Annotated in this window: 22 protein-coding genes; 11 read left to right on the top strand and 11 right to left on the bottom strand. The window is 37.8% G+C overall.

From position 1 onward, the window contains the following. Positions 1–46 precede the first annotated feature (46 nt). Both BTO23_RS15840 and BTO23_RS15845 read right to left on the bottom strand, forming a co-directional pair. The gene (locus tag BTO23_RS15840) at positions 47–703 is read right to left on the bottom strand and encodes an NAD(P)H-dependent oxidoreductase (RefSeq protein WP_060993009.1); all 657 of its coding nucleotides are present in this window, start codon (positions 701–703) and stop codon (positions 47–49) included. A 74-nt stretch (positions 704–777) separates the two neighbouring features. Beyond that, positions 778–2,088: a GGDEF domain-containing protein gene (locus tag BTO23_RS15845; RefSeq protein WP_245922124.1), complete on the bottom strand. Its 1,311-nt coding sequence runs from the start codon at positions 2,086–2,088 to the stop codon at positions 778–780. Positions 2,089–2,387: 299 nt separating this feature from the next. Here BTO23_RS15845 and BTO23_RS15850 point away from each other — a divergent pair, with 299 nt between their 5' ends. Then, positions 2,388–2,588 carry a hypothetical protein gene (locus BTO23_RS15850; protein WP_060993008.1) on the top strand — a complete coding sequence of 67 codons (201 nt, stop codon included), beginning with the start codon at positions 2,388–2,390 and terminating at the stop codon, positions 2,586–2,588. A gap of 68 nt (positions 2,589–2,656) precedes the next feature. Here BTO23_RS15850 and BTO23_RS15855 read toward each other — a convergent pair whose 3' ends face one another. After that, a complete protein-coding gene (locus BTO23_RS15855; protein WP_060993007.1) occupies positions 2,657–3,700 on the bottom strand; it encodes a GMP reductase in 1,044 nt (347 codons plus the stop codon). Between the two features lie 461 nt (positions 3,701–4,161). On the opposite strand from BTO23_RS15855, the gene BTO23_RS15860 reads away from it, so the two are divergent. Next, positions 4,162–5,466: an inosine/guanosine kinase gene (locus BTO23_RS15860; protein ID WP_060993006.1), complete on the top strand. Its 1,305-nt coding sequence runs from the start codon at positions 4,162–4,164 to the stop codon at positions 5,464–5,466. A gap of 152 nt (positions 5,467–5,618) precedes the next feature. On the opposite strand, the gene BTO23_RS15865 is transcribed toward BTO23_RS15860, so the two are convergent. Further along, entirely contained in the window at positions 5,619–5,897 is a 279-nt protein-coding gene (locus BTO23_RS15865; RefSeq protein ID WP_105064002.1) for a peptidylprolyl isomerase, read from the bottom strand. Positions 5,898–6,040: 143 nt separating this feature from the next. On the opposite strand from BTO23_RS15865, the gene BTO23_RS15870 reads away from it, so the two are divergent. Then, positions 6,041–6,940, top strand: coding sequence for a chemotaxis protein (locus tag BTO23_RS15870; protein ID WP_061005815.1), 900 nt, complete (start codon positions 6,041–6,043; stop codon positions 6,938–6,940). 91 nt (positions 6,941–7,031) lie between these two features. On the opposite strand, the gene BTO23_RS15875 is transcribed toward BTO23_RS15870, so the two are convergent. The 3 genes from BTO23_RS15875 to BTO23_RS15885 form a co-directional block, all read right to left on the bottom strand. Continuing rightward, the gene (locus BTO23_RS15875) at positions 7,032–7,715 is read right to left on the bottom strand and encodes a MaoC family dehydratase (RefSeq protein ID WP_060993003.1); all 684 of its coding nucleotides are present in this window, start codon (positions 7,713–7,715) and stop codon (positions 7,032–7,034) included. A gap of 427 nt (positions 7,716–8,142) precedes the next feature. Then, a complete protein-coding gene (gene gcvT, locus BTO23_RS15880; protein ID WP_105064003.1) occupies positions 8,143–9,261 on the bottom strand; it encodes a glycine cleavage system aminomethyltransferase GcvT in 1,119 nt (372 codons plus the stop codon). Positions 9,262–9,337: 76 nt separating this feature from the next. Then, positions 9,338–9,946, bottom strand: coding sequence for a helix-turn-helix domain-containing protein (locus BTO23_RS15885; protein WP_105064004.1), 609 nt, complete (start codon positions 9,944–9,946; stop codon positions 9,338–9,340). Positions 9,947–10,247: 301 nt separating this feature from the next. On the opposite strand from BTO23_RS15885, the gene gcvH reads away from it, so the two are divergent. The 3 genes from gcvH (at position 10,248) to BTO23_RS15900 (ending at position 15,921) form a co-directional block, all read left to right on the top strand. Next, a complete protein-coding gene (gene gcvH / locus BTO23_RS15890; protein WP_060993000.1) occupies positions 10,248–10,628 on the top strand; it encodes a glycine cleavage system protein GcvH in 381 nt (126 codons plus the stop codon). Between the two features lie 23 nt (positions 10,629–10,651). Beyond that, a complete protein-coding gene (gcvP, locus tag BTO23_RS15895) occupies positions 10,652–13,519 on the top strand; it encodes an aminomethyl-transferring glycine dehydrogenase (protein WP_105064005.1) in 2,868 nt (955 codons plus the stop codon). Between the two features lie 371 nt (positions 13,520–13,890). Beyond that, positions 13,891–15,921, top strand: a complete 2,031-nt coding sequence (locus BTO23_RS15900) for an EAL domain-containing protein (protein ID WP_170066777.1) — start codon at positions 13,891–13,893, stop codon at positions 15,919–15,921. A gap of 11 nt (positions 15,922–15,932) precedes the next feature. On the opposite strand, the gene BTO23_RS15905 is transcribed toward BTO23_RS15900, so the two are convergent. Then, entirely contained in the window at positions 15,933–16,808 is an 876-nt protein-coding gene (locus BTO23_RS15905) for a DMT family transporter (protein ID WP_061005807.1), read from the bottom strand. Positions 16,809–17,031: 223 nt separating this feature from the next. On the opposite strand from BTO23_RS15905, the gene BTO23_RS15910 reads away from it, so the two are divergent. From BTO23_RS15910 to BTO23_RS15920, 3 genes are read left to right on the top strand one after another with little or no spacing between them, the layout of a single operon-like run. Next, positions 17,032–17,247, top strand: coding sequence for a DUF4177 domain-containing protein (locus BTO23_RS15910; RefSeq protein ID WP_060992998.1), 216 nt, complete (start codon positions 17,032–17,034; stop codon positions 17,245–17,247). After that, positions 17,247–17,471 (top strand): membrane protein insertion efficiency factor YidD, encoded by a 225-nt coding sequence (gene yidD, locus BTO23_RS15915; protein ID WP_060992997.1) that lies wholly within the window; start codon positions 17,247–17,249, stop codon positions 17,469–17,471. Before BTO23_RS15910 ends, yidD begins: the two co-directional genes overlap by 1 nt. Further along, entirely contained in the window at positions 17,471–17,869 is a 399-nt protein-coding gene (locus BTO23_RS15920; RefSeq protein WP_061005804.1) for a hypothetical protein, read from the top strand. Before yidD ends, BTO23_RS15920 begins: the two co-directional genes overlap by 1 nt. 12 nt (positions 17,870–17,881) lie before the next feature. Here the strand turns inward: BTO23_RS15920 and BTO23_RS15925 are convergent, their stop codons facing one another. Next, a complete protein-coding gene (locus BTO23_RS15925) occupies positions 17,882–18,736 on the bottom strand; it encodes a helix-turn-helix transcriptional regulator (RefSeq protein ID WP_060992995.1) in 855 nt (284 codons plus the stop codon). A 306-nt stretch (positions 18,737–19,042) separates the two neighbouring features. Between BTO23_RS15925 and BTO23_RS15930 the strand changes: the two genes are divergently transcribed. Next, entirely contained in the window at positions 19,043–20,944 is a 1,902-nt protein-coding gene (locus BTO23_RS15930; RefSeq protein ID WP_061005802.1) for a PTS fructose transporter subunit IIABC, read from the top strand. 72 nt (positions 20,945–21,016) lie between these two features. After that, positions 21,017–22,213, top strand: a complete 1,197-nt coding sequence (gene manA, locus BTO23_RS15935) for a mannose-6-phosphate isomerase, class I (RefSeq protein ID WP_105064007.1) — start codon at positions 21,017–21,019, stop codon at positions 22,211–22,213. A gap of 71 nt (positions 22,214–22,284) precedes the next feature. On the opposite strand, the gene BTO23_RS15940 is transcribed toward manA, so the two are convergent. Further along, positions 22,285–23,070 carry a PTS sugar transporter subunit IIA gene (locus BTO23_RS15940; RefSeq protein ID WP_060992992.1) on the bottom strand — a complete coding sequence of 262 codons (786 nt, stop codon included), beginning with the start codon at positions 23,068–23,070 and terminating at the stop codon, positions 22,285–22,287. Further along, positions 23,067–23,366, bottom strand: coding sequence for a PTS fructose transporter subunit IIB (locus BTO23_RS15945; protein WP_060992991.1), 300 nt, complete (start codon positions 23,364–23,366; stop codon positions 23,067–23,069). Before BTO23_RS15945 ends, BTO23_RS15940 begins: the two co-directional genes overlap by 4 nt. Positions 23,367–23,419: the final 53 nt, after the last annotated feature.

The raw sequence follows: 23,419 nt of genomic DNA on the forward strand, positions 1-23,419 counted from the left end.
AAAAAAACCAGCATAACGCTGGTTTTTTTATCTCAAACAATAAAATCTAAAGAACAGTAATCACATCTTTAAATGCTTTACGAGATTTCGGTAGTGTGGCATTAAAATCTTCACTTTCATGATGATAACCAACAGCCAAAGCAACATGGCACTCATACCCTTTTAACTCATTAGAAAAAAGCTCGCCAAGTAAACTAGAATCTACACCTTCCATTGTTGTTGAATCAATGTTTAAGCGAGCCAGAGTATGCAAAGCATTACCCAATGCTAAATAGGCTTGAGGCTTAGTCCATGCTTTATGTTGATTATTTTCATCAACATTTAAGTCGACAAACTTAAATGATCCAAATGCTGCTTCTTTTTGTTCTTCTGTAATACGTCCATCTAAAATAGCTTTATTAAGAACCGTTTCATAATCACTTCTAGTGTATTCAAGTTTATTAGCAAACAAAATTACATGTGAGCATGCTTTTATATGATGCTGGTTAAACTGGTGCATATTTGCAAAAGAATCATGCATACGCTGTTTCGCTTCATCTGACTCAATAACAATAAACTTCCATGGTTGAGAGTTAATAGAGGACGCAGATAGACGTAATGCTTCTAATAAAACAGCAAGATCATCTTGAGATACTTTTTTACTTGGATCGTATTTTTTAGTTGTATAACGATTTTCTAAATCATTAATAATCTCATGCTTCATAATCACTCACTTATAAGTTCAATTCATTTAATATTTTAGAAAAAGAGTTTACACGCCAAAGCTAATGAGTCAACTTACCTATCAATCGTAACTTTATTTCGACCGCCTTCCTTAGAAGCATATAATGCGGCATCCGCTCGCTTATAAGCATCGGTAAATGGTAAGTCATCCACGACTACTCCGCCCAAAGATATAGTCACGGTGACTCCTTTAACCTTCTCTTTTTCAATAGCATATCGGATTACCTCCGCTTCTTTTTCTAGTTCGTTTTGAGTTAATAAATCAAACGCAATAATAAACTCTTCTCCCCCCCAACGAATCGCTATATCTTTAAAACGAATATTATTTAAAATTCGAGCTGCAACCTCTTGAATCACATCATCACCTTTCTTATGACCATAAGTATCATTGATTCGTTTAAAATGATCGATATCGATTAAAAGTAATGAGTGTGATTTCATTTTATATAACCGTTTTTCGTAATAATCACGACGATAAAAACCAGTCATGCGATCAAACTGTAATAAATACTTACGGCGATTAAAGTTCAACCTTAAAAAATAAAGTGTTAAAGAAAACAATAGAGATGGCAATAATACTATTTTAACTATATCAACAAGCTTAATACCTAAACTGATCTTATCTTGATCTGAACAAGGTAAAAATAACGATTTTTTATAGTTATTACCTATATCATCACTATTAATAGCTGTATTATATTCGTCATTAAATTGAGATACCTTCTCAGATAGTAATGACGCTTTAAGATCAATAACTAACAGCGAGTCAAGGTGCTTTTTATTATATATTGGATAATAAATTGATCGGACCTCTTTATTCGTTTGCTTTTCAATGTATTTTTCAGTGAGTCTTAAATTACACCCATAGAAAGATTGATAGGTTGCATTGAGGCTTTTCTTATCAACAATATCTTCAATCACATTTTCATGATTAAGCCCTTTATAAAATATTTCATATTGTTTTCTAAGAGGATCAAAATGCATGTAGTAAGAGGGGTTTTGAAAAACGGCAACGGTCCACAAGCTATCATCAATTAATTTTTCTAATTCAATTCGTAACTTTTTTATCCCAGAAGATAATATCTTAACTTGACTATCGCGATTAACAACAATACTTACGCCATTTCTATGATAATCACCTTTTTCTAAAAATACAGAATCGACATTATTATAATAAGAAGAGAAACGACGAGTAATTGAATAAATAGCTTTATAATCATCAACCACGCCACGCTGTAAACGATTTAGAGAAATAATATTAAAACAAAAATAAGCAATAGAAAATACAATAAGAACAATACACCATATCTTCGAAAAAATAAGTATGTCTTTAGTTACTACATTATCTAGCTTATTTACTGTCATAATTAATCGCATCATAAAAATTCTAAATATATATCAACAAATCACCAAAGCAATCGATATCTTTTACAAAATGAGACACTGTCTCCATTAAGAGAACAAAAGTACAAAAAAATAACATAAAAACCTATTTTTTATCATTAATAACAAAGATTTATGTAAGTTTCATTTAAACTATACAAGTTAACTCTCTTTAAATATGTTAGTTATAGAGGTATTTTTCTGTGACATTCATTTACTTTCTATCAAACAATATATGCTAGGGTTTTATTGATTTAAATATAACAAGGAGAAGGATAACCATGAAACCTGAATTTGTGTACAAGGTAGCAGAAGAACTAGGGGCTACAGGCCAAGCAACTGCAGAAAGAGAGGCGGAAGAACTTTATTCTCAATTAGTAGGTAAAGGTGCTAGAAATATGACCGAAATCAAGATTGAAATAAGAGATATGAATGTCATTGCAAGTTGGGTAATCGATGGTGAAAGGTATTATAATAATTAATACTTTATCTAAAAAAGGGCCGCACACTGCGACCCTAAATCAAGCATAATTTCATAAAAAGTAAATTATCACTCTTTACCGAAAACGTTGTTCTCTTGCTCTTGTACTCGGATGAAAGTAGTACGCTTAGTTAGCTCTTTAAGCTGTGCCGCGCCTACGTATGTACAAGTTGAACGTACACCGCCAAGGATGTCTGAAATCGTTGTATGAACTGAACCACGGTATGGTAATAGCACGGTTTTACCTTCAGCAGCACGGTACTTAGCAACACCACCTGAGTGCTTGTCCATCGCGCTTTGTGAAGACATTCCGTAGAATTTCATGAATTGCTTACCGTCTTGTTCAATTACTTCACCGCCCGACTCTTCGTGACCAGCTAGCATACCGCCAAGCATTACGAAATCAGCACCGCCGCCGAACGCTTTAGAAACGTCACCAGCACAAGAGCAACCACCGTCACCAATGATACGACCACCAAGACCGTGTGCTGCGTCAGCACATTCAATGATTGCAGAAAGTTGTGGGTAACCAACACCTGTTTTAACACGTGTAGTACATACAGAACCTGGGCCAATACCAACTTTAACAATGTCTGCACCAGCTAGGATAAGCTCTTCAACCATATCACCAGTAACAACGTTACCAGCAGAGATCACTTTATCAGGAAATTCAGCACGTACTTTTTCTACGTATTGAACTAAATGCTCAGAATAACCGTTTGCAATATCAACACAAATAAAGATCAAGTCATCTGTTAATGCCATGATATCTTTAGTCTTTTGGAAATCTGCTTCAGAAGTACCAGTAGAAACCATTGCGTTTTTCAGAACCGATGCATCATTTTCTTTTACAAAACTTGCCCAATCTTCAACAGTATAATGTTTATGAATCGCAGTCATTACACCATGCTCAGAAAGTGCTTTTGCCATTGCAAAACTACCTACAGAATCCATGTTAGCTGCAATTACAGGTGTACCAGACCATTGACGACCGCTATGCTTAAATGTAAACTCGCGGGTTAATTCGACTTGAGAGCGACTTTTCAGTGTTGAACGCTTAGGACGAAACAGTACATCTTTGAAGCCTAACTTTAACTCTTGTTCGATACGCATGATAAATTCCTCGTATTATCGATACTGGCTCTACTATCTCTTGTTGCCTTTGGCAGAAGGCAGTTAACAAACCAAGATAGCAGGCACAAAAAAACCGGAGCGCTGGCAGGCGCTCCGGTTTTCAGTATTATAGGGCCGGAAACTTATTTCGCAAGCCTGATAATTCATTTTTTTTTGTGATACTATTGATAAATCTACAAACAAATAACATCCTTCAGGATAATTACCCTAACAGAGAAGCCACCCCAAACAATATCACTAAAAAACACTAATAATCAGCATTTTATATCGAACGATAAACTGGATATTTTCACACCAAAACCATAGAAGTAAACGTTTGCTATTTGAGCGAATAAAATCAAAGTGATCTAGATCTCAACTTTTTACTATATTCATGAATGTTAATGAAAAAACTTGTGATATAATCTCGGAAAATTCACTTATTAACTGATCTTTAATTCATGAAGTTTCCTGGCCAACGTAAGTCTAAACACTATTTTCCTGTTCACACTCGCGATCCATTAGTGAATCAAATCAAACAAACCCCTAAACTTGAACGCACCCACCTTATTGGTGTTGGTCAAACCATCGTCGATATCGAAGCTAAAGTTGATGATGATTTCTTAGCGCGTCACCAGTTAAGTAAAGGTCATTCTTTGGTTCTTGAAGAATCAAAAGCAGAAGCTTTATATAAAGAACTGTTTGAAAGAAACTTGATCAGTCATGAGTATCCTGGCGATACCATTGGTAACACACTTCATAACTACTCTGTTCTCGCAGACAGCAAGTCTATTCTGCTTGGTGTAATGAGTGAAAATATCAAAATCGGTTCTTACGCTTATCGTTACCTATGTAACACAACAAGCCGAATGGACTTAGACCACCTACAACCAGTTCAAGGCCCTATCGGTCGTTGTTACACCTTGATCTCAGAAGATGGCGAACGTACGTTTGCGATCAATGAAGGTGACATGAACCAACTTTGTCCTGCTCACGTTCCTGAGCACATTTTTGAAAAAGCCTCTGCATTAGTGATTTCTTCTTACCTTGTTCGTGGTAAAGAAGGCGATCCAATGATGGATGCGGTTCAAAAAGCGATCGATTGTGCAAAATCTCATAACGTCCCTGTAGTTCTTACTTTAGGCACTAAATACGTAATTGAAGGAAAAGCAGATTGGTGGCAAGCGTTCTTAAAAGAGAATGTGACTGTTGTTGCAATGAACGAAGAAGAAGCTGAAGCCCTTACGGGTGAAAAAGATCCTCTACTAGCAGCAGATAAAGCGTTAGAATGGGTAGATTTAGTGCTTTGTACTGCTGGCCCAGTTGGTTTATACATGGCTGGTTTCACAGAAGAAAGTATTAAACGCGAAACTGATAAGCCACTTCTTCCTGGTAATATCCCTGAATTCAACCGTTTTGAATACAGTCGCCCAATGATGAAAGCACAATGTACTAAGCCAATTAAAGTCTCTTCTCACATAGCCCCTTACATGGGTGGTCCAATGGAGATTAAAAATACCAATGGCGCTGGTGATGCTGCATTATCTGCTCTTCTTCATGATATGGCCGCTAACTACTACCATAAAGAGAATGTGCCAAACTCAAGCAAACACGATGCTGATTATTTAACTTACTCTTCTTTCTCTCAAATTTGTAAGTACTCAAACCGTGCAAGCTACGAGGTATTAACTCAACATTCACCACGTCTATCTAAATCAATGCCAGAGCGTGAAGATTGTTTAGAGGAAGCCTACTGGGAACGTTAATTTTCTCAAGCTTACGTTGAACAGGTAATAAAAAATCCGACATAATAAGTCGGATTTTTTTTATGTCTCTTAGAGGCAATTACTTATGTGCGGTAAAGAACCTTAGTTACATGTTCAAAACAAACAAACTTTCAAGTCCTTTAAAAAGTTTGTCAAGTACGCCACAGTACTTTAATTACATGCCAGCCAAATTTAGTTTTCACTAGGTGTGGTACAAGAGTTTCCCCACTAAAGCACACTTTATCAAACTGTGGTACCATTTGGCCTTTTTTAAATTCACCTAAATCTCCCCCTTTTTTACCAGAAGGACAGCTAGAGTATTTTTTCGCTAATACGTGAAATTTAGCGCCTTTTTTAAGCTGCTGAATAATGTCTTCTGCTTGTTCTTTATGCTTAACAAGAATATGTAGCGCTGCTGCAGTGCTAGCCATGAATACCTCAAAATGATCCTAGATAAATTTAGTTCAATTATATCGTTTATATAGAGACAATTGATAGCCTCACCTTTAAAAAGTGTCTCAAAAAAACTACAATCACACCTATAAGAAAAATTATTTCCACAAGGCTATTATTTATGAAAAGCAAAGCGAACCAATCTCAGGGAATGCTGCTATTTAAACTCACGCTAACTCAACGTTTTGCCATTGGTACGTTAAAAGTGCGCGAGATTGTGCCTTTTCAAACTCTCACCTCCATCCCTTATTCTCACCACCATGTATTAGGAACAGCAACAATCCGAAATATGGCAATCCCCATTATTGATATGTCTGCCGCGGTTGGGTTTAGATCTCTTCAAGAAGAAGAATTAAAAGATTGTTATATTATCATCACAGACTGCATGCGCACTGTTGTAGGCTTCGCAGTTAGAGCTATCGACAAAATCATTGAATGCGATTGGAAAGCAATTGAAGCATCTCCAGAAACTGCAGGTTCAAATGTATTTGTGACAGGGATTACTCGTGTTGAAGATAAAATAGTTCAACTTTTGGATGTAGAACTTCTATTATCAAAAATTTACCCCGAAGATACTTCAAATCTTTATCCTATTTTAGCCGACGTCGAAAGGGAGAAGCTCAAAGCGCTTAATATCTTATTGGTTGATGACTCTTTTGTCGCTCGTAAGCAATTATCAACCGCCTTAGACAGCATTAACATAATTTATCATGTTGCGACCAATGGACTTGATGCTTATGAAACCTTAAAGCGAGCAGCAGAAGAAAACAATCCATTTGATATTGTGGTCAGTGATATAGAAATGCCGGGCTTAGATGGCTATGAGTTGGCATTTGAAATTCAAAATGACACCAAGTTAAAAGACGCTTACGTTATTCTCCACACCTCTCTTTCAAGCGAAATTTGTGTTGAGCAAGCCAAGCAAGTTGGTGCGCATGAAGCGCTAACTAAATTTGAAGCAACAGAGTTAGTTCAAGCGATGTTACGTGGCGCTAATCACAATCGAAAAAAAGTAGCTTAAATCATTATCGACATAAAAAAAGCCGCGTTAATCTTCATAGCATAAAGATTAACGCGACTTTTTTATGTATTTAAATCAGCTTTATCCGTGATTAAAAATACAAACGTATGACAGAAACAGCAACACACCCTGGTCTACGGCACTTTTCAATTTCAACTTTAACTTCAGTTTCAATTTCTAAACCACGCTTAATTGGAGTAACCGACATTAGCGTACTTCTCGCACGAATTCGTTTACCCGCTTTTACAGGGTATGGAAAACGTACTTTGTTCAAACCATAGTTGACTGTCATTTTCGCCGTAGGGAATAATAAGTTATCACTGCCTACGTTATCTGTTAATTTTGATAGCATTGAAAGCGTCAAAAAGCCATGAGCAATGGGAGTTTTAAATGGGGATTCTGCTGATGCTCTTTCTGGATCGGTATGGATCCATTGCATATCTTCGGTTACAGCACCGAATTGATTAATACGTTCTTGATCCATCATTGACCAATCGCCAATATGGATTTCTTCGCCCAAACGAGCGGTTAACTCTTCAAATACAGCTTGAGTATCTAGATTCATTTCTATTGGCTCAGGTTGAACTACATCTTGCTGCGGTCCATTTGCAGCACGCTTGTGTTCTTTAACCCATGAAATAATGTGAATATTATTGGCTTTCTGTAAAAATTCAATCCAGTAATCTTTAATGGTTGGTGACATCCAGTCTTTTAATTCAAACGGATGTTTAGCCAGATATTCACGCTTATGCTTTAGAAAATCGACAACCTTCATAGAGAAACCTTATTTGATATCTAATCGTAAAAACAATGCTTAGTAAGTGCCAGAATTATAATTGTGTTACACATCACGTTTTTATGCAAACACTTTCCTAGCTTACAAGCGTTCGCTAGAATCGGGTTTATTATTAAATTACATAGACTTGCGAATAATGAACAGTGTTCAAAAAAGATCAATAGTGAGAAGTAAAACTCATTAATCTTCTTAAAATCAGCAAAAATCTATCTAAAATAAACCAATCACAAAAAATAAAGAACAACTGAACTGAAACTATTTCCTCCATACATTATTAATGTTTAGTGTACATTTTATGAAATTTCCAATATTTATTACATTCTATACATAAAACCCTCTCGCTGATGTAAGCATAGAGGGTTTTGTGAATATCATAAATAGAGCTAATAATATCTAACCAAAAGTATTAACCGCGATAATAACGCTGAGGAACAAATGGCATTTTTTCAACCGTCATGGCTAGTTTTTTACCTCGAACTTCAGCGAACACTTCAGTACCAATGACAGCAAGATCGGTTCTTACATAGCCCATAGATACCGGTTTACCCGCTGTCGGTCCTGCTGTACCAGAGGTTACAATACCAATTTCATTATCAGCGGCATCAAATAACTTACAACCTTCACGCACTGGCGCTTTGCTTTGACCCACTAAACCGACACGTTTACGATTCACATCTTTCGTTTCGATTTGCTTTAAGATTATATCTGCACCTGGGAAGCCTCCTGCACGATCACCGTCTGCACGACGATTTTTGCTGATACCCCATAGTAAGCTTGCTTCTACTGGTGTCGTAGTCGTGTCTAAATCATGCCCGTATAAACATAAACCACATTCAAGACGCAGCGAATCTCGCGCCCCAAGACCAATCCATTCCACTTCTTCAAATGACGTTAATGCTGTTGCAAGCTCTGCGGCTTTATCATTTGGCACTGAGATTTCATAACCATCTTCACCTGTGTAGCCAGAGCGACTGATGTAGCACTCAATGCCATTGATCTCAATAACTGCCGTATCCATAAACAACATAGAAGCAACTGACGGTTGAAGTCGTGATAATACATCTGCCGCTTGAGGGCCTTGTAATGCCAATAAAGCGCGATCTTCAATCACTTCAAGCTCAACACCTTCAGGAAGGTTCGCTTGTAGATGTACAATGTCTTGTTCTTTACACGCGGCATTCACAACAACAAATAAGTGATCGCCAAAATTAGCTACCATTAAGTCATCCATAATACCGCCAGCATCATTTGTGAAGAACGCATAACGCTGCTTTTGAGAAGGAAGGTCAATAATATCAACAGGCACTAACGCTTCTAGTGCCGCCGCCGCACCTTTACCTTTCAATCGAAGTTGCCCCATGTGCGATACATCAAACAAACCTGCGGCATCACGCGTGTGAAGATGTTCTTTCTTTACACCAAGTGGATACTGAACAGGCATATCATAACCGGCAAATGGCACTATTTTTGCGCCAGCAGCTACGTGCATATCAAAAAGTGCAGTTTTGTTTAATTGTTCTGACATTCTTCTTTCTCCATGTGCCATCACTGGCTGATTTGTCGTTATCTTTCTAATTAAGTAGGCGTTTATCGGTTACATTTTATTTTGCGGTAACCCAGAGAATTTGAGCGTCTTCTTCACTGATTGAAATAAGTACGTGTCCCATACTTGCTTCATAATAAACACTATCTCCTACGGCTAAATTAACAGGTTCATAAAATTCACTGTAAAAACAGACTTCGCCTTCTAGAACCAATAAAAATTCTTCTCCGTCATGACGCACCCATTCTGCATACGCATCAAAATTACGTGCTCGAATACGACTTTTAAATGGCATCATCCTTTTATTAGATAATTGTGTCGCTAACAGTTCATGTTCATAAGTCGCTGTAGGATGAGGTTTACCCTGTTCTACACGAGTGATATCTCTTCTGCCCACCGCGCCTTTCTGTTTTGGTGGTTCAAATATTTGCGGAATATCAATATCTAACCCACTAGCCAATTTTTGTAATGCTTGAAAGGTAGGCGAGATTTGTTCATTTTCAATTTTAGAAAGCGTTGAACGAGCTAATCCTGTTCGCTTACTTGCCTCTTCTAATGTCAATCCAAGTTGAATTCGAATGTCTTTTAATCGCTTACCAAGATCAAGCGGTGCAATCGGTTGCTCCTCGCTATTTTCATCAACTTTAACGATCTTTGCTTCTGCCATTATATTTTTAAGCTCGTTCAAGCGTTCCTCCTTGCTCATTAAGCATCCAAGTTACTCTATTAATATTCATCTTACGGAGGAAAATTGCGAGATAAAAAGCAACAAGAATGCTTAAATAGTGCGCTAGGTAGCAAAATGGGAAACAAAGTTTCTTATTGGAAACTTCAGCATTGAATGTTGCATTTCACACTTGTATGTTTAGGAATAATTATCGTTGTTAATATACATAACACGACATTTTTCGCTAACGCTATTTTGCAAGAGCTAATTTGCTAAAGGCAATTCATACTGGAGAAGAATCATGGAAAAAGATCTTAAATTTACAGCAAGCCACGAATGGGTACGTGAAAATGGTGACGGTACAGTAACCGTTGGTATCTCTGCTCACGCTCAAAGCCTACTTGGTGATGTTGTATTTGTAGACTTACCTGACGTAGATGATGAAGTAACAGCAGAAGAGAGTTTCTCTTTAGTTGAATCAGTAAAAGCAGCTTCAGATATTTACTCACCAGTCTCTGGTGTGATTGTAGAAATCAACGAAGAATTAGAAGACAGTCCTGAACTTGTAAATGAAGAACCATATGAAGGTGGTTGGATTGCTAAAATCAAACTGTCTGATGAAGGACAACTAGAAAGCTTAATTCCTGGCGATCAATACCTTGAAAGCATCGAAGAAGAATAAAAATAACAAAAAGGATTAAGATCATGAGTCAGCTTCTTCAACAATTAGGCACGGATAACGAGTTTATTCGTCGCCACAATGGTCCCGCTTCTTCACAGCATCAACATATGCTTAATACCGTTGGCGCTGAAACACTAGAAAAATTAATCGAAGAAACCGTACCAAGCTCAATTCGTTTACCTCAGCCAATGCAATTACCTCATGGCCTTTCTGAAAATGCCATGCTTGCTGAGTTAAAACAAATCGCTCAACAAAACACCCTTAATACAAGCTATATCGGCCAAGGTTATTACAACACGCACACGCCAAACGTGATCCTGCGTAATGTATTAGAAAATCCAGGCTGGTACACCGCGTATACCCCTTATCAACCTGAAATATCTCAAGGTCGTTTAGAAGCTCTACTAAACTACCAACAGATGGTAATGGATTTAACAGGTCTTGATATTGCTAATGCATCTCTTCTTGATGAAGCAACTGCCGCTGCAGAAGCAATGACTCTGTGTAAGCGTGGTGGTAAAAATAAGAGTTCTACTTTCTTTGTAGCTGATTATGTTCACCCACAAACATTAGCGGTAATAAAAACTCGAGCGAAATTCATCGGTTTTGATGTTGTTGTTGATACTGACTCAAATTTAGATTCACATGATGTATTTGGAGCTCTACTTCAATACCCGGGAACCACGGGTGAAGTTAAAGATCTCACAACATTGATCGACCAAGCACACGCAAAAAAAACACTCGTAGTTGTCGCTACAGATCTACTTGCTTCTGTATTGCTAAAACCTGTGGGTGAAATGGGTGCAGATATTGCCATTGGTAGTGCACAACGCTTTGGTGTACCAATGGGATATGGCGGTCCACACGCTGCATTCATGGCAACACGTGAAAAACTAAAACGTTCTATGCCGGGTCGTGTTATTGGTGTGTCTATTGATTCAAAAGGCAACCAAGCACTGCGTATGGCAATGCAAACACGCGAGCAGCATATTCGTCGTGAAAAAGCGACATCAAATATTTGTACGGCTCAAGCATTACTTGCAAATATGGCCTCTTTCTATGCGGTATATCATGGTCCAGAAGGATTAAAAACCATTGCTCGCCGTGTGCATCATTTCACGGCTATCGTGGCAAAAGCATTACAATCCGCAGGTTTTGAATTAACGCATCAAAGCTTCTTTGATACGCTAACCATTAAGACAGAGCAACAAACGGATATTCTTTATACCAAAGCATTAGCAGCAAGTATCAACCTACGTAAATTTGATACTAAACTTGGTATCAGTTTTGATGAAACCACCACGGTTTCTGATTTAGTTGCACTACTGACGGTATTTGGTGTTGATAATGCAGAATGTGAAACGCTTTCAAACGAAGTAGCTCAAGATGAATTTGCAGCAATCCCTGAAATGTGTCGTCGCACCTCATCATTCTTAACACACCCAGTGTTCAACACACACCACAGCGAAACACAAATGCTGCGCTACTTGAAAAAACTGGAAAACAAAGATTTCTCATTAACTCACGGTATGATCCCACTTGGTTCTTGTACCATGAAGCTAAACGCCGTGGCAGAAATGCTACCAGTGACGTGGCCTGAGTTTGGTGGTATTCACCCATTCGCCCCACTCAACCAAGCCGCTGGCTACACTACATTAGCAACATCGCTAAAATCGATGCTGTGTGAAATCACAGGCTACGATGATTTTTCTCTTCAACCGAACTCTGGTGCATCTGGCGAATATGCAGGATTAATTGCGATTCAGCGTTACCATGAAAGCCGCAACGAAGGTCACCGTAATGTGTGCTTGATTCCAAGTTCTGCACACGGTACTAACCCTGCAACAGCTTCAATGGTGTCAATGAAAGTCGTTGTAGTGAAGTGTGATGATAACGGCAACATCGACATGTTCGATTTAGCTGAAAAAATCGCAAAACATCAAGAAAATCTATCTAGCATCATGATCACTTACCCTTCGACACACGGTGTGTATGAAGAGCAAGTGCGTGAAGTGTGTGACATGGTTCATGAAGCTGGCGGCCAAGTATATCTTGATGGTGCCAACATGAATGCACAGGTTGGTTTAACAAGCCCAGGCTTTATTGGCTCTGATGTTTCTCACCTAAACTTGCATAAAACCTTCTGTATTCCGCATGGCGGTGGTGGTCCAGGTATGGGTCCTATCGGTGTTAAATCGCACCTAGCACCTTTCTTACCTGGTCACTCAGAGAATGGTGTTCAAGGTTCAGATTACGCAGTTTCTGCGGCTGATCTAGGCAGTGCCTCTATTCTTCCTATCTCATGGGCATACATTGCAATGATGGGAGAAATGGGCCTGACTGAAGCGACTAAAGTTGCGATCTTAAATGCGAACTACGTGATGGAGCGTTTACGTCCTCACTACCCAGTTTTATACCGTGGCACTAATGGTCGTATCGCACACGAATGTATTATTGATATTCGTCCGCTAAAAGAAGCGACAGGGATCAGCGAAGAAGACATTGCAAAACGTTTAATGGACTTTGGTTTCCATGCGCCAACCATGTCATTCCCAGTGGCGGGAACGTTAATGATTGAACCAACAGAATCTGAAGACTTAACAGAGCTTGATCGCTTCTGTGAGGCAATGATCGCGATTCGTGAAGAGATGAACAAGGTTCAACAAGGCGAATGGCCATTAGACAATAACCCACTAGTGAATGCACCACACACTCAAGTGGATTTAATGTCGAATGAATGGGATCACCCATACACTCGTGAAGTAGCTTGCTTCCCATCAATTCAAGCAAAAGCATCTAAGTATTGGCCAACGGTAAATCGCGTAGATAACGTGTATGGTGACCGAAACTTAATTTGTTCTTGCCCGAGTATTGAGAATTACGAAGAGTAGTCTTCTAAAAAGTTCTATTTATAAATACAACAAAGGCAAGCCAATTGGTTTGCCTTTTTCTTTCTTTAAAAAGAGAGTTATTAACTGAACAATTGTTCCTCTAAATTCGATTATTTAAAGTAAAAACATGACAAAATACATGGTTAAACACCAATATAGTGGTAAGATGCGCCTTAATACACAACTTATTTTATGAAGTAAAATAACGAATTTTCATAAACATTACTTTATATTAATCATGATGATTTATTGCTATAGTCCGACACTTTATTTTTGGCACTTTTTTGGCTTACGATAAGATCATTTATTGGATACAATCTTTGAAAACCAACAATTACCCTAACTCATTAAGCACAACATGTTTAGGCTTACTGTCAGTATTTAAAAATAAACTGACATCACGTAATAATGACTCATACTCTTATATTTATGATCTGTCAGCCATTGCACTACTATTATTACCATTAACATTATCAAATGCGCTTGCAATGTTATTAGGGCATACATTTAACGTTCTTGAGCTGCCTTTTTTCTCTGAATTGTGTTTTCATTTATCCAATTTATTAATCAATATTTACCCACTCTCTTTTTGTATTATTTCAGGTTACTATTTATCTCATAAAACCACATTTAATAGTGCTCTCTTTATAATCTATTCATTGGTTTTGTTTTACCTTATCTCTATAGAAAATGGCAGCCTTTCTACCGCTTACTACTTGCCAAACAATCCATTAATTGCGTTATTAAGTGCTCTCGTCACTTTTATTTACTGTACCCGTTTCAATCTACTGCAACTCGAACCACAGGCATTAGATTTTTCATCCCGTTTATTCAAACATGTGCTGCATTTTTTCGTCTTTATCGGCTCTGCATTGTTCTTATCTAAAGTCGTGGTTAAAGTAATCGAATACTTTACATCGCTTATTAGTGGGTTAAGCCTTGATCCTTTGACTTTTTCAGGAGGATTAATTTATCAAACCTTACTGGGTTTACTAGGTGCCATAGGGATTAACGGCCACAACATGCTGTTTTCCACAAAGCAAACTATCTACTCTGCTACACAAGAAAATATGACGGCTTGGGCTACAGGAGAAACGCCTCTTAATATCATTAGCCAAGGGTTCTACGATGCTTTTATGTCAATGGGCGGTTCAGGTAACAGCATAAGCTTATTATTGTGTGTATTAATATTCTCTAAAGAACGTAATCACATCATGCTAGCGCTAGCTGCGTTACCACTAGTTATTTTTAATATTAATGAAGTTCTACTGTTTGGCTTACCTATCATCTTTAACCCACTTCTTATCATTCCATTTGTAGGGTTGCCTTTAGTTAGCTTTCTTATTACTTATCTTTGCATTTCATCTGGGCTTGTTTCTCCTGTAGTAGAAATTGTAAATTGGATGACTCCACCACTGTTTAGTGGTTACATCGCAATGGGAAATAATATCGAAGGAACGCTACTGCAATTATTCATTATTATTATCGGCATTTTTATTTACCGCCCTTTCTATCTCTCTTTTGCAGGTAAATACTCAATTCGTTTAAAGTCGGTGATGTCAGAAACATTGGTTGAAAAAAGTATTTTCACCAACTTGTTAGATAGTGTTAGAACCTCTGCAAGTAACAGCTTAAATAAGTCTTCAGCCCAAAAACGACTGGCTACCTTACTTCACGAAGGTGAGTTATTAATGCATTATCAATTGTTACAATCAGTACTAGATAAGCATTCCTTTTCATTCGAAGCATTATTACGTTATCAAGATAAAACAGGAAAACTGCATCCACCAACTTTTATCTGTGACTTTCAATTACTAAACATGATGCCAATGTTAGATAACCTAGTCATTGATAAAGTATTGTTGGATATGCAACAAATGACATTGTCACCACTGCATCGAGTTGCCATTAATATCTCTGTGGCCTCTATAGAAAAAACTGATTTTGTTTCCCATTTATTGGCACGGTTAAGTCACTTCTCTATCCCTCCACAATGGCTAGAGCTAGAGATAACAGAAGAAGCGATTTTAAGTGATAATCTTCCTCTCTTACAAACAATGGAAAACTTAAAATCACATGGGCTCAAAATCTCAATGGACGACTTTGGAACAGGTTACGCGTCGTTCCCTCATTTAAATAAATACCCATTTGATAAAATTAAGCTCGATCGTTCTTTATTACAAGATACCGTCACACCAAAAGGAAAAGAGCTTTATCAATTAATAGCAAAGATGGGAGAAATCGCTGATTGCGAAGTCATTGCAGAAGGTGTTGAAACTACAGAAGAATATGAGTTTGTAGCAAAATGCGGAGTTGATGCGGTACAAGGCTATTTATTAGCAAAACCACAACCACTTTCTGCCACTCTTAAACTCATAGGGCAATATCAACGTATTAGTTAACCGACTTCATGCTATTGCCACATGACTAAAACAGCAGCAATCGCAATTAAAAACAGAGCAAATATGTCTTTTCTCTTAATGCCTTCTTTTAACCAAAAGAAAGAGATTAAAATAGTAAAAAACACTTCAACTTGACCAAGTGTTTTAACCAATGGCACAGTTTGCAATGACATTGCACTAAACCAACCTAACGAGCCAATAAAGCTTGCGATGCTAGTCATTACAACTAGTTTAGGCTTGGTAAACATCCTTTTTAAGGTACTACGATTATTAACTAACATATAAGCCACAAGTAATAATGTTTGCAGTAAGATAACCAACAATAATACCCAAGCAGCACGATGAGGAAATGGCAACGTTAATGTTAAACTCGCCTCTCTAACCCACAATGAAGTTAAAGCAAAAGAAGTACTGCACGCTAGGCCAATCAATGCTGTTTTTAATGAAATACTGCGAATACCATCGGGACAACTCAACATAAAGACCGCAATCGCACCAACGGCAACCCCTAACCAACCAAATAACGATAATGACGTACCAAAGAAAAGAACACCAAGAAAGGCCGCCACTGGCGCTTCACTCTTTGCTAACCCCGCGCCAATCGCAAAATTCTTTTGTTTAAACAATACCACCATTAGGCCGGTTGCAAGAATCTGCATTATTGAGGCCCCAATAATAAAAAAATAAGAATAGGCAGTAAAAGTAGGCAGAGAAACCGGCTGATATAGATAAAGTGATAACAAGTAAAGTGCCGCCAGCGGACTGGCCCAAAGAAATCGTGACAGTGTAACCCCTACAACGTTCATTTCTTTGCTTAAACGACTCTGAAATGCGTTACGCCATGATTGGCTGAATGCCGCCAGTAAGGTAAAAAGTATCCAGCTCAAAATAATCCTTTATTTAGCATAATTAGTCTCAATGGAAACCAACTTAACCCTATTTTTGTAACATGTGAAGCCAGTCTTTCTATTTAGTTAAATATAAAAAATTGCGTTCGAAATAATAATTGAGAGCTACACCACAAATACCTACTCTTCTATTTTTTTAAATTGTAAATTTACAGATTATAAAATACATTCTTTTCTTTTAAAAACAACAGAGTAAATAGTAATGACAAGCTTCAAAGAATACAAAGTAATTCATTTAGTAGAAGGCGGTTGTGGCACTATATTTCTAGGAGCGAGCGGTGTTCCAATCCAAAAAATGGAAGCAGAACTGAACAAGCATGCTCAAGAAGGTTGGCAACTGGCTTTTCAAATCGTAGAGCAAAAACGCTTTCTTCTTTTTTGGAAACGTGAAGCCGTTATTATTACATTAGGTCGTTAATGCTCGCGCAACTATCTATTACTTTGATCCGCTCCTATCAAAATAAAGGTGGCTCAAAAAAGCTATTAAATCTTGAATGTAACTTCGAACCGACTTGTTCTGAATATACAAAACAATGTATTCAAAAATACGGAGCTCTGAAGGGGTGGAAGTTAGGCATACAAAGAATAAAACGCTGTAATCAGCCCGATTTGGTTGAAGTGATTTATGATGAGGTTCCGTAATGAATTTTCTTGGTAATTTAAACGAATTAGAAGAAAAAGAAGAGTTACTTAGAAAACAGGTCGCTGAATTATCTAATGAAGAGCGTAAGATATTTTATCAGAAACAAAGCGAACAGCTTAAAGATCCTGATACGTATGCAACTCTTAATTATCTATTTTTAGGCGGTTTTCATCATCTGTATTTAGAAAAATATCTATGGTTTTTTGGTGAGTTACTTGCGTTAGTGTTAAGTCTATTCTTGATTTTCTCAGGCGAAGACTTCGGATTTTGCATCCTTATTGCAATTGCGATTATAGAACTGCCTCAATTGTTTTTTTCTCAAAAAATAGCAAGAGATCATAACTACAAACTCTCCTGTGAATTATTAGAAAAAATCAAAAATAAGTGTTTAATCTAGGGCATTTATGCCCTATTTTATCATTGTTCTGTAATCTGAAGGTGTATAAGTTGTTTTATTTTTAAATACTCGATAGAAATAGTTTACATCTTGAAAACCACAACGAGTCGCCACTTCGGTTAATCTAAACGTATATTTTTTCAGCATAAACTTAGCTCGTTCAATTCGAACCCATGTAATGTAATCTGCTAATGTCATGTGCCCTTGTTGTCTAAACATTCTCGACAGGTGATTTGGCGAAATATTAAATCGATTTGCAATATTGGTTCTATCGATGTTGCGATGGAAATTTTCCTGAATATAAATACATATTCCTTGATAGAGATCTTCACTGCGTTTTTTCGGGGAAATCACATCATTCGGCTCACCTAGCATAGCATTACTGTAACTTAATAAAGCAAGTAACAAGTGCTCATCCATTGGTTTTTTCTTAGGCTCTCTCGCTAGGGCATTTAAGGCTTCTAAAATATTATCGATTGCATGACCTGTACGTGTTTGAATACTGTATTTCTGCACATCATAAAAACCTGAATCTCCTTTATGCTTACTCACCAAACTAAAGCCAACCTGACGGCGACCAAATAACAAACTCAATACTGAGCAATCTTCATCCCAGCTCGGTTTATTCCAACAGTTTGGTGGTATATATAAGGCATCCCCCGCCATTACTTTAATTTCAGTGATACCCAATTCGGGATCTTCAATTTGATTTAAATATTCACCACTTACCACTAACTCTAAACGAGGGAAATTTACCTGATAGCTAAATTGTGGAGGGGTAACTTTATCGCCAGCAAACCAAATTTGGTTGAAGCTTTCTCGCTCAGACAAAAGTGCTTCTAGCACACTATTAAATACAACTGTCATTTTACCTCACACCAAACAAACTCAATTAACGCTACTTTTATCCACTAAAAATCAAAAGAAACCAGAAGTACCATGTGGATAATCAAATAAAAAACAAACCAAAAACACGCTTAACTAGTTATTTATTAAATACTTTTTTGACTCGTACATTATAGTCATTTAGTTTTATAAAAATCAGATCTTAATCACACTTGCCACTACAGGATACAATAATCCAGTAAATGCCTTTCTAACACACTTATCAATAAATCTTATTCGCCTCACACTATTCCCACTTAAGAAAATCATAAAAACGGGGAATAAATCATGATCACCGACTTAATTAATGAACAACTCATTTGTTTAGATCTTAAAGCAAAAACAAAAGATGACGTATTTTCAGAAATGGCAAATACGTTACATCAGCAAGGTCGCATCAATGACAAACAACAATTTTTAACAGATATCTATGCCCGTGAAGAATTAGGCAATACCGGTTTTGAAGAAGGGGTAGCTTTACCTCATGCAAAAAGCTCGGCAGTAATTTCACCAGCAGTCATGATCGGCGTAAGCAAAGAAGGCATTGAATACGGCGCAGAAGATGGATTGCCATCTCGATTATTCTTTATGATCGCATCCCCTGCAAACGGTGCCGACCACCATATTGAAGTGTTAGCGGAACTCTCTTCTAAATTAATTGAAGATGGCTTTATTGAACAATTTCTTAAAACTACCTCTTCAAAAGCAGCACTCGAACTACTACTTCAAGAACCTGAAATAACTAATACTGTAGAAGCAAACAATGGTTTTCTTATTGGTGTGACTGGTTGTCCTGCAGGTATTGCTCATACTTATCTAGCTTGCGAAGCCCTAGAAAAAGGCGCAGCTGAACTTGGTTATAAAATCAAAGTCGAAACTAATGGTTCTATTGGCGTTAAAAATAGTCCTACAGCAGAAGAAATCGAACAAGCCGATGCCATTATTGTCGCCTGTGATAAGCAAGTAGATCTAACCCGCTTTGCCGGAAAAAAACTAATTCAAACGAATGTAAAAGCACCAATCAAAGATGCAAAAGGCTTAATCACTCAATCACTAACTCAGCCCCCTTTTGTGGCTGATTCATCATCTTCTTCAAGTGACACCAAGAGTAGCGTCTCTCAAACACGTTCAGATTTATACCGTTACCTAATGAATGGTGTATCTCACATGATCCCGTTTGTTGTTACAGGCGGCTTATTGATTGCGCTTGCATTAGCACTAGGTGGTCAACCAACAGAAAGTGGAATGGCAATCCCACCGGGCAGCCTCTGGAATAAAGTTCTTGATGTGGGTGTTGTTGCCTTTACATTAATGATCCCCGTTCTTGCCGGTTACATCGCTTATGCTATTGCTGATCGTCCAGCATTAACACCTGGTCTCATCGGTGGTTGGATTGCTAATAACGGTTCTTTCTATGGAGCGGATGCAGGTACAGGCTTCATTGGAGCCATCATTGCTGGTCTATTAGTCGGTTACTTTGTTAAATTTATCGTAAGTATTAATTACCACAAATTTATTCAACCGCTTGTACCAATCATGATTGCGCCTATTGCTGGTTCACTGTTCATTTCTGGTCTATTCATCTTTGTTATTGGCGCACCAATCGCAAGCTTAATGGATTCATTAACGGCTCTATTAACTGATTTAAGTACTGGTAACGTCGTTCTGCTTGGTATCGTTCTTGGTGGTATGGCAGGCTTTGATATGGGTGGTCCATTTAATAAGGTCGCCTTCCTATTCTCTGTAGGCATGATTGCAAGTGGTCAAACTCAATTCATGGGTGCGATGGCGTGTGCTATCCCAGTAGCACCATTAGGAATGTCTTTAGCAACCGTTATTGGTCGCAAGTTCAATATCTTTGAATCATCAGAAATCGAAGCTGGTAAAGCGTCAGGTGCGATGGGTCTAGTGGGTATTTCTGAAGGTGCAATTCCATTTGCTGCTCAAGATCCAATCTCAGTAATCCCTGCAAATATGCTTGGTTCAATGACCGCGGCAGTAATGGCTTTCTCATTCGGCATTACTAACAGCGTAGCTCATGGCGGCCCTGTAGTTGCTCTATTGGGTGCAATGAATAAACCAGTACTTGCTATCGCTTGTATGGCTGCGGGTACGGTTGTTACTGCTCTTGTTTGTGTATCAATCAAGAAAATGCGTCAAAACAAAAACTTCACTGTAGCAACGGCTTAATTAACTTTGGACACCCTTATTGACTCTTCCGAATGTAATAAGGGTGTCGCTCTAATATCATACGAGTCCATTATGAACGCATGCAAAAAACACTTTTTTTACCCTATGAATAACGTCATTCAAGATTACGCTTGGGGTAGCTACACTTCAATCGAAGCTCTTTTCGACATAAAAAATACAACCGAAAAGCCTCAAGCTGAATTGTGGATGGGGGCTCACCCAAATGGTTGTTCTGTTGTAACAATCAATGGCAATTCAGTATTACTTTCTGATTTAATCAATGAAGATAAAGACGCCTTCTTATCTTCACCTACTGCACAAAGTTTTGGTGAACTACCTTATCTTTTTAAAGTCCTTGCCGCAGAGAAAGCGCTGTCAATTCAAGTTCACCCGAACAAGCAGCAAGCGATAGAAGGGTACAACAAAGAAGAGAAAGCAGGTATCGCTATCAATGCGTTTAATCGTAATTACAAAGACAGCAACCACAAACCTGAGTTGGTTTATGCATTAACAACTTATAAAGCAATGAACGGATTTAGAGAGTTTGACGACATCATCTCACTGTTTTCTTCAATGTCGTTGCCTTCAATTAACTCTCTTGTCACTGACTTTTCTCAAGATCCAAGCTCTAACGGGCTGAAAGCATTCTTTAATGCACTCTTATCTCTAGAAAGTGAAGCAAAAGACACCGCCTTAACTGAATTAGTTAACTTCGCTTCACAAAGTACCGATGAGTTATTTATTCAAATTCAAGATCTCATTGAACAATACCCAAATGACATTGGTCTATTTACTCCATTAATGTTGAACGTAATCACGCTTCAACCAGGTGAAGCCATGTATCTAAAAGCATGTACCCCTCACGCTTATATTAATGGTACCGGTCTGGAAATTATGGCGAATTCTGACAATGTATTACGAGCAGGACTAACGCCTAAATATATGGATATTGATGAATTGATGGCATGTACTGAGTTTAATAGTATTCCGCAATCAGCATTATTAATGGAGCCAATACATATTGATGGTGGGATGAACTACCCTATTCCTGTCGATGACTTTAAGTTCTCAGTATTGACGCCTCACACAGAATTGCCATTAACAACCCAAAGCGCCGAGATCTTATTTGCGATTGACCAAGATATGATTGTAAACCATACCTCTGGGGAATCCGTTTCTGTGCCTAAAGGTCATTCTATCTTTATACCAGCTTACACAGAGCAATATACGTTACAAAGCCAAGGTAAGGTTGCGAGAGCGTTTAATTAACTTAGTAAAATAAAGTACTAACCTAAATCCCCCTAAATAGCTGGCGAATGGCTCCTTTCGTTGGCTATTTTTTATTCTTGGCACATAGCATGAAGTAGTAAGGCTTGTAATCCCATTGGCTGTCTTGTGCTAATAAGTCTTTGACTGAAATCAGTCGATAGCATGCTACGGGTTAGTTTCGTCGCACTTATGATCATATCTCGAGTAGGTTTCTCGGGTAAAACCAAAGCGATAACTAAGTTCACATCCCCCATTTTAGAGGCCCAATCAACAGAGTAATCGCTGCGAATAATCGCAATGGTTGGTTTATCAACGAAAGAGGTGATCACATGAGGTAACGCAATTTGCCTCGCCATCGACGTTGACGAACGCTCTTCACGCTTAATAAAAAGAAGTAATAACTCGTCAGTTTCTTCAGGACAAATCAGCAATGATAATCCTTTCAGTATTTCAAACTTTGAAAGCTGGGTTTGTGCTTTTACGTAATGAAAGTTAATGTCACATTTCGGGGTTAATTTAGGGTGCTTATTTGCAATGGCTTCAGAAAAATCACAAGACTTATCAGAAGCAATAAAATCAAATCCCGAAGAGAGTAAATCTGTTAATACAAAGTTTGCCCACTCCGCATCGATACCAACCGTAACTAATTGACAAAAATCGCCTTCCGTTAATGCTAATTGCAATAAACCAAGAGAACTTGATACATCAGAACGGCGATCTCGGGTGATATTTTCAATATAAACCAAACACTTGAATTTTTTTGCTAATCGGGTCAACTGGCTTGCCAATTTAGGTGGTAAGCCACTCTGCTTTACAAAAAAGGTAATTCGATAATCATTTGTTACGGGTTCAATCATGGAAGATGCTTGGATAAAATTTGGTCAACATCCGTCAATACTAACTCAATATTGTATTGTTTTGTATTTATCCCAACAAAACGGTTTTTGTTTGCGATTTCAATATCAGAAGCAATGATCACAACATCAGCGTTCACGATATCAGCTAACGTTAATTCATTTTCAATTCCCATTGCTCCTTGCGTTTCAACTTTAATAGAGACGCCATATTTTGCTGCGGCTTTAGTTAATACATCCGCTGCCATATAAGTGTGTGCAATGCCAGTTGGACACGCAGTTACTGCCACAATTTTCATGATTTACTCTTAAAAAATACAAACTAACGGTATAATAAAATGCTTTATATCAA

Origin of the sequence: Aliivibrio sifiae, from assembly GCF_002954715.1 — a bacterium.
In the GTDB taxonomy this organism is placed as follows: Bacteria; Pseudomonadota; Gammaproteobacteria; order Enterobacterales; family Vibrionaceae; genus Aliivibrio; species Aliivibrio sifiae.